8 protein-coding genes are annotated in these 11,141 nt (G+C 63.5%); 2 read left to right on the forward strand and 6 right to left on the reverse strand.

Going from position 1 to position 11,141, the window contains the following annotated elements; translation table 11 throughout:
- The first annotated feature begins 85 nt into the window (after nucleotides 1-85).
- Nucleotides 86-1,684: a protein kinase gene (locus Q8O69_RS12550; RefSeq protein ID WP_305592583.1), complete on the forward strand. Its 1,599-nt coding sequence runs from the start codon at nucleotides 86-88 to the stop codon at nucleotides 1,682-1,684.
- Nucleotides 1,685-1,740: 56 nt separating this feature from the next.
- Here the strand turns inward: Q8O69_RS12550 and Q8O69_RS12555 are convergent, their stop codons facing one another.
- From Q8O69_RS12555 to Q8O69_RS12575, 5 genes are all read right to left on the reverse strand, one after another.
- On the reverse strand, nucleotides 1,741-2,208 hold the full coding sequence (locus tag Q8O69_RS12555; RefSeq protein ID WP_305592585.1) for a GNAT family N-acetyltransferase: 468 nt from the start codon (nucleotides 2,206-2,208) through the stop codon (nucleotides 1,741-1,743).
- A 138-nt stretch (nucleotides 2,209-2,346) separates the two neighbouring features.
- Nucleotides 2,347-3,159, reverse strand: a complete 813-nt coding sequence (eutC, locus tag Q8O69_RS12560; RefSeq protein ID WP_305592587.1) for an ethanolamine ammonia-lyase subunit EutC — start codon at nucleotides 3,157-3,159, stop codon at nucleotides 2,347-2,349.
- 14 nt (nucleotides 3,160-3,173) lie between these two features.
- Nucleotides 3,174-4,568: an ethanolamine ammonia-lyase subunit EutB gene (locus tag Q8O69_RS12565; RefSeq protein WP_305592589.1), complete on the reverse strand. Its 1,395-nt coding sequence runs from the start codon at nucleotides 4,566-4,568 to the stop codon at nucleotides 3,174-3,176.
- A gap of 61 nt (nucleotides 4,569-4,629) precedes the next feature.
- Nucleotides 4,630-6,078 (reverse strand): ethanolamine permease, encoded by a 1,449-nt coding sequence (gene eat, locus Q8O69_RS12570; RefSeq protein ID WP_305592591.1) that lies wholly within the window; start codon nucleotides 6,076-6,078, stop codon nucleotides 4,630-4,632.
- Nucleotides 6,079-6,259: 181 nt separating this feature from the next.
- Nucleotides 6,260-7,780: an aldehyde dehydrogenase family protein gene (locus Q8O69_RS12575; RefSeq protein ID WP_305592593.1), complete on the reverse strand. Its 1,521-nt coding sequence runs from the start codon at nucleotides 7,778-7,780 to the stop codon at nucleotides 6,260-6,262.
- 445 nt (nucleotides 7,781-8,225) lie between these two features.
- On the opposite strand from Q8O69_RS12575, the gene Q8O69_RS12580 reads away from it, so the two are divergent.
- Entirely contained in the window at nucleotides 8,226-10,121 is a 1,896-nt protein-coding gene (locus Q8O69_RS12580) for a sigma-54-dependent Fis family transcriptional regulator (RefSeq protein WP_305592595.1), read from the forward strand.
- Nucleotides 10,122-10,198: 77 nt separating this feature from the next.
- Here Q8O69_RS12580 and Q8O69_RS12585 read toward each other — a convergent pair.
- The coding region (locus Q8O69_RS12585) for an aldehyde dehydrogenase family protein (RefSeq protein WP_305592597.1) at nucleotides 10,199-11,141 on the reverse strand (943 nt) is incomplete at its 5' end.

Raw genomic sequence — 11,141 nt, forward strand, 5'->3', positions numbered from 1 at the left:
CCCACCATAAGCCGCAGGCCAGTGCTGGGCAAGTCGGCACAAAGGCTGCAACAGCATGCTTATCCGCGACCTGGGAGGGCTGCCAATGTCGATCGAGCGTCTGCATCATCCCACCGTGCAATTGCTTTGCGGCCATGGTGTCGACTTGCCAAGCCAGGCTGCACGGGCTCGCGCGACCTGGCTGCCGGGGCGCGAGGGGCGACCGCCGGTGTTATTGGTGGCGCTGCTCTGGGCGCGCGAATGCACTGATGTGGTGCGCACTTTGGAGGCGTACCTGGACGGTCTGCTGGCTGATTGCTGTTGCACCCCCAGCGGCTGGAGCGAAGCCCAGGCGGCGCGGCAGGTGCTCGCGGCGTTCAACCAGCAGCTGTTTCGCCAGCGCCATGCCGGGCGCAACCTTGCTCAGCTGAATGCCGGGCTGCTGTTGCTGCAGAACGGCGAGGCGCAGTTTCTCCAGGCTGGGGCCATCGGTTTACGGCGCTATCAGGGCGGCGCGGCACAGAGCCTGATCGGTCGCGATGGCCTGCAGCTGGGCGCGCAGGCCGAGCTGGCGCTGGTGCAGCACCGTCTGACCCTGGGCCCGGGCGAGCTATTGCTGCTGGCGCCGCAGCCACTGCTGGATGTGGCGGACCTGCGAGGCTTTCGTGGCGCAGGCGAGGCATTGCAGGGGGACCCCTTGCCGGAGTTGCTTGCACCATTGTTGCAGGCCCCTGGCGCAGCGGTGTTATTGCTGCCGGGTGAAGCCGACAGCGCGCCGGCGCTGGCCCCGCGTGAGCCCTGGCGGGCGGTGGCCAATGCGCAACCTGGTCTGCAGCTGGATGGTTGGGAACTGCTCTCGACCTGTCCCTATGGCCCGCCTGGGCGGGTGTTCCGCGCCACTGACCGGCGTGGGCGTGAGGCCATGCTGTGGCTGGCCGAACAGGATGCGGATGAAGCCTTCTGGCAACGCGAGTGGGCGCTGCGGCGCAGCTCGGTGGCCAGCCTGGCTCAGGTGGTGTCCTCGCATCAGCCGCGTAAGCATGCCTTCTGGTTGTTCGAGCCTGCAGGCAAGGGCATGCGCAGCCTGATCGACTGGGTGGCGGCCCATGGCCCGGTCGATGGTTTGACGGTGCTGGCCGTGCTCGAGCAATTGATTGCCGCTGTGCGCGGCCTGCAGCGACGTGGCATGCAGGGGCTGTGGCTGGACCCGCGCAATATCCTGCTGGATGACGGCGGCCGCCTGCTGTTGCTGCCCGAGCACGCCGCGCTATTACCTGGGGTGCCGCAGCAGGCATTGCCCGAACAGGCGGTGCCGCTGGCCCCCGAGGCGCGCGCTGGGAAGGCAGTGGATGGCCGCGCTGATCAGTTCGCCCTGGCGGCGCTGGCCTACTGGTTGTTCTGTGGGCGCTGGCCGGAAGTGGCGCGGGCGGATGCCGACGGCAACAGCCGCTATGTACCGCTGGCGCAATTTAGTGTGCAGGTGCCTATGGGCTGGGATGGTGTGCTGGCGCGGGCTCTGGCGCCCAGGCCGGAGGCGCGCTTCGAGGCGCTGTCGGAGTTTGAACAGGCGTTGCGTCAGCCGTTACTGCATCAACCGGCAGCCACGCGACGCACACGGCTCTATCGGCAGAGCTGGCAACTGGCCGCCTTGGGTTTGCTGGTGTTACAGCTTGGGATTGGTTTGTGGCTTAGCCTGGAAGGCTGATGGCTGATGGCTGATGGCTGAGCCAGCGGCGCATTGTGCGTCGCTGGCTGGGCAGATTACGGCGCGGTGAAATCTTCGGTGATCGGCAGGACAAAGCTCTTGAACTCGGTGTCTTCCTTGAAGCCGATGGATTCGTAGAGCTTGTGCGCCACTTCGTTGTTGATGCTGGAGGCCACACGCAGGCGTACGGCGTTGGTGTCCTTGGCCATCTGCTTGGCGGTCTGGATCAGGCGGTCGGCCACCAGTTGGCGGCGCGCGTCCTGGCAGACGTAGATGTCGTTGAGAATCCACACGCGCTTGAGCGACAGCGAGGAGAAGCTCGAATAGAGCTGGCAGAAGCCGAGAATCTTCTCTTCGTCATCGGCCATGGCCAGGTAGATCACCGATTCCTTGCGGCTGATGCGCTTTTCCAGAAATGTGCGTGAGGAGTCGGGGTAGGGCAGCTGGCCGAAGTGTTCGCGGTAATTAACGAACAGTGGCGTGAGTTGATCCAAATGCTCCAGGGTCGCTTGGACGATGCGCATGGTGAGCCTCTACTTAAAGTCATGTGGATGGCTTCGGCAACACGGCAGCGCTGCCTGCGAACGACCCCGATGCTGCCTAAAGCTTTTGGAAAGTGCAATCCAAACAAGCGTTTGGTTGTAGTTTGCGGAAATTTCTCTTCATCCAAGAAGAAAATTCTCACGCTGCACCCCGCCGGCTAACAGCGGCACTTCGGCTTCATCCTTGAGGTTGACCCCCGACAGTTGACGGCGGCAGGCCTCGCGCATCAGGTACAGCAGGCGATGGCTGGCCATGGCGTAGCTCAGGCCCTCCTGGCGCACATTCGAGATGCAGTTGCGGTAGGCGTCGGTCAGGCCGACTTTGGGCGCGTAGGTGAAGTACAGCCCCAGGCTGTCCGGTGAACTCAGGCCTGGGCGCTCGCCGATCAGAATCACCACCATGCGCGCGCCGAGCAGTTCGGCTACTTCATCGGCCACCGCTACGCGGCCCTGACTGACCAGGGCGACGGGCGCCACGCTCCAGCCTTCGGCAGCGGCCTGTTCCTCGATATGCGCCACCATGGGCAGGGCATTACGGTGTACGGCCAAGGCAGACAGACCGTCGGCGATGACAATGGCCAGGTCGTAGCCATCCGGATTGTTTTCGCGGTGCTGACCCAGCAGCTCGGCGGATTCGTGACTTAAGCGCCGACCCAGGTCCGGGCGTTGCAGGTAGGTGTCGCGGTCCTTGGCGGCGCTGTGCAGCAGCAGGCTCTGCCGATGCTGGTGGGCCAGGCCAGCGGCCAAGGCGGCGTGATCAAACGGCAGGTGCACGGCATCACGGGCCTGGGCGTGGGCGAACTGGAAGTCCAGCTGGGCGCGGGTCGGCATGCTGGTACCGGCACGACCGAGGGCGATGCGCGCCGGAGTGAGGTTGCGCAGTTGCTGCCAGGGGTTTTCGCTGGCGCCGCTGAGTGGGCTGTCATCGTACATAAGCGGCTCCTTAGTTAACCAAGCTGCGCCAGGGCCTGACGAAACGCCGGCGGCAGGCTGTTGCCCATGCGCGGGCGGCCATCGGCCTGGGTGAAGATGCCCATGCGCTGCAGCCAGGCTTCGAACTCAGGGGCCGGTTTCAGCCCCAGGCTCTGCCGGGCGTATAGCGCATCGTGAAAGGAGGTGGTCTGGTAGTTGAGCATCACATCGTCTGAGCCAGGGATGCCCATGATGAAGTTGATCCCGGCCACACCCAGCAGGGTCAGCAGCACGTCCATGTCGTCCTGATCGGCTTCGGCGTGGTTGGTGTAGCAGATGTCACAGCCCATCGGCAGGCCCAGCAGTTTGCCGCAGAAGTGGTCTTCCAGGCCGGCGCGGATGATCTGCTTGCCGTTATACAGATACTCCGGGCCGATAAAGCCGACCACAGTATTCACCAGAAACGGCTTGAAATGCCGCGCCACTGCGTAGGCGCGGGTCTCGCAGGTCTGTTGGTCGAGGCCATGGTGAGCACCGGCGGACAGCGCGCTGCCCTGGCCGGTTTCGAAATACATCAGGTTGTCGCCGAGGGTGCCGCGTTTGAGGCTCAGGCCGGCGTCGTAGCCTTCCTGGAGGATTTTCAGGCTGACGCCGAAGCTGGCGTTGGCTGCTTCAGTGCCAGCAATCGACTGGAACACCAGGTCCAGCGGCACGCCACGGTTGATCGCCTCGATCGAGGTGGTGACGTGGGTCAGCACGCAGGCCTGGGTGGGGATTCCATAGCGCTGAATAATGCCGTCGAGCATCTTCAGCATGTCGCAGATGGAGCTGATGCTGTCGGTGGCCGGGTTGATGCCGATCATGGCGTCGCCGTTGCCGTACAGCAGGCCGTCGAGAATGCTCGCGGCGATGCCGGCCGGTTCATCGGTCGGGTGATTGGGCTGCAGGCGGGTGGACATGCGCCCGCGCAGGCCGACGGTGTTGCGAAAACGGCTGACCACGCGGATTTTCTGCGCCACCAGCACCAAGTCCTGCACGCGCATGATCTTCGATACCGCAGCGGCCATTTCCGGCGTCAGGCCGGGGGCGAGGGCGCGCAGGCTGGCTTCATCGGCGCTGTCGCCGAGCAGCCAGTCGCGAAAGCCGCCGACGGTCAGGTGGCTGACCGGGGCAAAGGCCGCCAGGTCATGGCTGTCGATAATCAGCCGGGTGACTTCATCCGCTTCGTAGGGAATCAGCGCTTCGGTAAGGAAGTGTTTAAGCGGAATATCGGCCAGGGCCATCTGCGCCGCGACCCGTTCGCCGGCATTGCTCGCCGCCACACCGGCGAGAAAGTCGCCGGAGCGCGCCGGGCTGGCCTTGGCCATAACCTCGGCGAGGCTGTCGAAACGGTAGGTTTCACCACCTACCGTATGCTGAAAACTGGACATCGCGTGTCTCCCAAACGCCGCGTTGGCGCAGCCTGATCATGCTGCGCCAGCGCGGCGGGTGTTACTTGAGCGCGGCCTCGGCTTTACCGATGGCGACGAATTCTTCTTCCGGCGTACCGGCCACCAGGTGATGGCGGCTGTACAGGGCGAAGTAGGCTATCAGCACGGCGTAGATAACCGCAGCGCCAATCACCACCCGCGGATCGACCAGGAAACCGGCAACCACGGCCACGCAGGCCAGCACCAGGGCGATACCCGAGGTAAGGATGCCGCCTGGGGTGCGATACGGGCGATGCATCTCCGGACGACGTACACGCAGGGTGATGTGCGCGGCCATCATCAGCACGTAGGAGATGGTGGCGCCGAACACCGCCACCAGAATCAGCAGGTCACCCTGGCCAGTCAGCGACAGGGCAAAGCCGATCAGGCCAGGCACGATCAGCGCCAGAACCGGGGCCTTGTTCTTGTTGGTCAGCGACAGCGAACGCGGCAGGTAGCCGGCGCGCGACAGGGCGAAGATCTGCCGGGAGTAGGCGTAGATGATCGAGAAGAAGCTGGCAATCAAACCGGCCAGGCCGATCAGGTTGACGAAGCTGCTCATCCAGGTCGATTCGCCATAGGCAATGGTCAGGGCTTCCACCAGCGGGTTGCCGGAGGCCATCAGCGCGTTGGCGCCGGCGCCGCCGGGGCCAACCACCAGAATCAGCAGAGCAAAGGCCAGCAGCACCAGCATGGCGCCGATCAGCCCGCGCGGCATGTCGCGCTGCGGGTTGCGGGTTTCTTCAGCGGCCAGCGGCACGCCTTCAACCGCGAGGAAGAACCAGATCGCATAGGGGATTGCCGCCCACACGCCGACATAGCCGAACGGCAGGAAGCTGCTGGCGCCGGTTGCTTCGGTCACCGGAATATCGAGCAGGTTGGCCACGGAGAAGTGCGGCACCATCGCGACGATAAACACGCCAAGGGCAATCGCCGCCACGGCGGTGATGATAAACATCAGCTTCAGTGCCTCACCGACGCCGAAGATATGGATGCCGATAAACAGCACATAGAAGGCCAGGTAGATCGCCCAGCCGCCAATGCCGAACAGCGACTCGCAGTAGGCGCCGATAAACACCGCAATCGCTGCTGGGGCAATGGCGTACTCGATGAGGATCGCTGTGCCGGTGAGGAAGCCACCCAAGGGGCCGAAGGCGCTGCGGGCAAAGCCATAACCGCCACCGGCGGTGGGGATCATCGAGGACAGTTCCGCCAGGGAGAAGCACATGCACAGGTACATCAGCGCCATCAGCAGGGTGGCGAGAAACATGCCGCCCCAGCCGCCTTGGGCTAGACCGAAGTTCCAGCCGGCGTAGTCGCCGGAAATCACGTAGGCCACGCCCAGGCCGACCAGCAATACCCAGCCTGCTGCGCCCTTCTTCAATTGCCTGCTTTGGAAGTAATCGGCATCGACCTGCTCTAAATCGGTGCCTTGCGGTAGACCTACCGCACTGATTTGTTCTGCTGCCATGGGAATTCCTTATCAACAAGCTGGCCGCAGCGCAGGCCCGGCCAGGCTTGTAGGTATTTGAGGGAAGAGTGTTACCCAGTGGATCAGCAACCGTTGTGCCAACTGCGCCTCTGGTCTAGACCTGGGGCGCGGGCTGGCAGGCCGATGTCGTTTCCGGCATCGGCTGCGGTTGCGCAGGGGCTTAGAAAAAGCCGAGTGGGTTGATGTCGTAGCTGACCAGCAGGTTCTTGGTCTGCTGGTAGTGGTCGAGCATCATCTTGTGGGTTTCACGACCGACGCCGGACTTCTTGTAGCCACCGAAGGCGGCATGCGCCGGGTACAGGTGGTAGCAGTTGGTCCATACGCGACCGGCCTTGATCGCCCGGCCCATGCGGTAGGCACGGTTGATGTCGCGGGTCCACAGGCCTGCACCGAGGCCGAACTCGGTGTCGTTGGCAATCGCCAGGGCTTCAGCTTCGTCCTTGAAGGTGGTGACGCTGACCACCGGGCCGAAGATCTCCTCCTGGAACACGCGCATCTTGTTGTGGCCCTTGAGCAGGGTCGGCTGGATGTAATAGCCGCCGTCCAGGGTGCCGCTGAGTTTTTCCACCGCGCCGCCGGTCAGCAGTTCGGCGCCTTCCTGCTTGGCGATTTCCAGGTAACTCAAGATCTTGTCGAACTGCTGCTCGGAGGCCTGGGCGCCGACCATGGTGTCGGTGTCCAGCGGGTCGCCGCGTTTGATCTGCTCGACCTTCTTCATCACCTCTTTCATAAAGGCCGGGTAGATCGATTCCTGCACCAGGGCGCGGGATGGGCAGGTGCACACCTCGCCCTGGTTGAAGAAGGCCAACACCAAACCTTCAGCGGCTTTTTCGATGAAGCTTTGCTCGGCCTGCATGATGTCTTCGAAGAAGATGTTCGGCGATTTGCCGCCCAGCTCCACGGTGCTCGGGATGATGTTCTCGGCGGCGCATTTCATGATGTGCGCGCCTACCGGCGTCGATCCGGTAAAGGCGATCTTGGCGATGCGTTTGCTGGTGGCCAGGGCTTCGCCGGCTTCCTTGCCGAAACCGTGCACCACGTTAAGCACGCCCGGCGGCAGCAGGTCGCCGATCAACTCCATCAGCACGCTGATGCCCAGCGGGGTTTGCTCGGCCGGTTTCAACACCACGCAGTTGCCGGCGGCCAGGGCCGGGGCAAGTTTCCAGGCGGCCATCAGCAACGGGAAGTTCCACGGGATGATCTGCCCGACCACGCCCAGCGGTTCATGAATGTGATAGGCCACGGTGTTGCCGTCGATCTCGGCGGCGCTGCCTTCCTGGGCGCGCAGGCAGCCGGCGAAGTAGCGGAAGTGGTCGGCGGCCAGGGGAATATCGGCGTTGAGGGTTTCGCGTACGGCCTTGCCGTTGTCCCAGGTTTCGGTGATGGCCAACACTTCCAGGTTGGCCTCGATGCGGTCGGCGATCTTCAGCAGGGTCAGCGAGCGCTCCTGCACTGAAGTACGGCCCCAGGCATCGGCGGCGGCGTGGGCAGCGTCGAGGGCCTTGTCGATATCCTCGGCGCTGGAGCGCGGGAACTCGGCAATCGGCAGGCCGTTCACCGGCGAGGTATTGGTGAAGTACTGGCCTTTGACCGGTGCGACAAACTCGCCGCCGATGTAGTTGCCGTAACGGGATTTGAAGGAAACGAGGGCACCTTCGGTACCGGGATGGGCGTAACGCATGCTGAATATCTCCTGGTTCTTATGCTTGTTCTGGTGATGCAGCGAGAGGCGCGCTGTGGCGCTTGTGCAGAGACAGAGCAAGGGCTGGGCCAGGCGTGCGCGATTCCCGTTCTAGAGCGGTTGCGTGACATTCGCTGTGAGGTTGCGCTGCGCGAGTTGTATCAGCCCTGATACAGCCCGCGTGACACTTTGTACCAGGGGCGATACAGCGTGGTGACTCGTCGGTCAGCGCGTCTTGCAATGGCCGGAAAGCTGGTAGATGCTCGGCCATCACGTGCAACTCCTAGCAGGCCGTTGAAAACGTAGGCGAGGCCGGCAAGACAAGGCAAAAACAGGCGAGGAAGCGGAGTTTACTGGTGTAAATGAGCATTCCGAGCCTGTTTTTAACGAAGTATTGCCAACGCAGGTAGTTTTCAACGGCCTGCTACTGCGGAGAACAATAACAATGCATAACCCTGCAAGCCGCCACGCCCAGCAGGTGCTGACCGTGGCCCAAGGGCGCGGGCAACTCGCCGGCCCGGCTGCCGATTCCTCGGTGGCGCGCTCCTGGCTGCGCTGCCTGCAGCAGCATCACCTCGACCCAGCGCAGAGCATGCCGCCGGCGGTGATTGAGCACGCGCACATGCTTGAGCGGCGAGAGCAGCTGCAGCAGGTGCTGGAGATTTCCAGTAACGAGATGAACAGCCTGCACCGCCAGCTGGCCGGCAGCGGCCACGCGGTGCTCCTGACCGATGCGCGCGGGGTGATCCTCAACTGCGTCACCGAACAGGCAGAAAAACGCACCTTCGAGCAGGCCGGCTTGTGGCTGGGTGCCGACTGGAGCGAAGCCTGCGAAGGCACCAACGGCATCGGCACCTGCCTGGTCGAGCGCCAACCGCTGACCATCCACCAGAATGAACATTTCCGCAGCCGGCATACCGGCCTGACCTGCTCGGCCAGCCCGGTGTTCGACCCGCATGGCGAACTGCTGGCGGTGCTGGATGTGTCCTCGGCGCGGCATGACGTATCGCGGCAGAGCCAGTTCCACACCATGGCGCTGGTCAACCTGTCGGCCAAGGCCATTGAGGGCTGCCATTTCCTGCGCAGCTATGAAGGCGAGTGGCTGCTGCGCTTCCATGCTCAAGCCGAATATATCGGCCAGTTCAGCGAAGGGCTGTTGGCCTTCGATGGTGACGGCCGGGTCAGCGCGGTGAACCAGAGCGCGATCAACCTGCTTGGCTTGTCGCGTCGGCAACTGCTCGGGCGCACCTTGCTCGAGGTGTTTGACTGCCGCCTGGATGACCTGCTCGGTCGCGCTTCGGCGCAGCCCAGTGCCAGTTGGCCGTTGTATACCCAGCGCGGCCAGCTGCTGTTTGCCATGTTGCGCGGCCAGCCTCGGCGCAGTACTCAGGCACTGGCGGCGGCCTTGGCAACGCCTGGGTTGTGTCTGGCCGACCCCGGTTTGCAGAGTGATTTTCGCCGTGCGCTGCGGGTGTATGAGCGCGATGTGCCGCTGCTGATTGGCGGCGAAACCGGCACCGGCAAGGAGGCCTTTGCCAAGGCCCTGCATCAGGTCAGCTCGCGTGGCGGTAAGCCCTTTGTTGCGCTGAACTGCGCGGCGATTCCTGAGAGCCTGATCGAGAGCGAACTGTTCGGTTATCGCGGCGGCAGCTTTACCGGCGCGCGCAAGGAAGGCATGCGCGGCAAGCTGCAACAGGCCGATGGCGGTACCCTGTTTCTCGATGAAATCGGCGATATGCCGCTGGCGCTGCAGACCCGTTTGCTGCGGGTGCTGGAGGAGCGCCGGGTCGAGCCGATTGGCGGTGAAGCGCAGGCCATCGATGTACGGGTGATCAGCGCCAGTCACCGCGACCTGAACGAGCGGGTGGCCAGCGGCGAGTTTCGCCAGGACCTGTTCTATCGCTTGAATGGCTTGGTGATCGAGCTGCCGCCGCTGCGTGCGCGTAGCGACAAACTGGCGTTGCTGGATTTCCTGCTGGCCGAAGAGGCGCGCGGGCAATCTGCGCGGCTTGATGATGCAGCCCGCGAGTCGCTGCTCGCCTACCCCTGGCCGGGCAATGTGCGCCAACTGCGTAATGTGCTGCGCACCCTCTGCGCGCTGTGCGAAAACGGCGTGATCAGCTACGCCGAACTGCCCGCCGAGATTCGCCATGCCCGTCCTGCGCAGGCCCTGCTGCCGGCGGCCAAACCCGACCAGTTGGGCGACGCCGAACGCCAGGCGCTGCTCGCGGTCCTGGAGGCGCAACACTGGCAGATGAGCCGCAGCGCCGAGCAGCTGGGCATCAGCCGCAACACCCTGTATCGCAAGCTGCGCAAACACGGGGTTGTCAGGCCCGGCTAGAGCTTTTTTCCAGGCCCGTGCAGTCCTGCAAGCCGCTCGCAGGACTGCACGGGTACATGCCGAGCTGGCGAACACGTCTAGAAAAAGCCCAGTGGGTTGATGTCGTAACTGATCAGCAGGTTTTTCGTCTGCTGGTAGTGGTCGAGCATCATCTTGTGGGTCTCGCGGCCTACGCCTGACTTCTTGTAACCGCCGAAGGCAGCGTGCGCTGGGTACAGGTGGTAGCAGTTGGTCCATACGCGGCCGGCCTTGATCGCCCGGCCCATGCGGTAGGCGCGATTGATGTCGCGGGTCCATAGGCCGGCACCCAGGCCGAACTCGGTGTCGTTGGCGATCGCCAGGGCTTCGGCCTCGTCCTTGAATGTGGTCACGCCGACTACCGGGCCGAAGATCTCTTCCTGGAACACGCGCATCTTGTTGTGGCCCTTGAGCAGGGTCGGCTGGATGTAATAGCCGTCGGCCAGGTTGCCAGACAGATTCTCCGCCGCGCCGCCGGTGAGCAACTCGGCACCTTCCTGTTGGGCGATTTCCAGGTAACTGAGAATCTTGTCGTACTGCTGCTCGGAGGCCTGGGCACCGACCATGGTCTCGGTATCCAGCGGGTCGCCGCGCTTGATCGCCTTGATCTTCTTCATCACCTCGACCATGAACGGCTCGAAGATCGACTCCTGCACCAGCGCCCGCGATGGGCAGGTGCACACCTCGCCCTGGTTGAAGAAGGCCAGTACCAGGCCCTCGGCGGCCTTTTCGATAAAGGCTGGCTCGGCACTCATGATGTCTTCGAAGAAGATGTTTGGCGATTTACCGCCCAGCTCCACGGTGCTCGGGATGATGTTTTCGGCGGCGCATTTGAGGATATGCGAGCCCACCGGGGTGGAGCCGGTAAAGGCGATCTTGGCGATACGCTTGCTGGTGGCCAGGGCCTCACCCGCCTCCTTGCCAAACCCTTGCACCACGTTGAGTACGCCTGGCGGTAGCAGGTCACCGATCAGCTCCATCAACAGGCTGATCGATAGCGGC

It is taken from the genome of Pseudomonas sp., from assembly GCF_030690725.1.
Lineage (GTDB): Bacteria > Pseudomonadota > Gammaproteobacteria > Pseudomonadales > Pseudomonadaceae > Aquipseudomonas.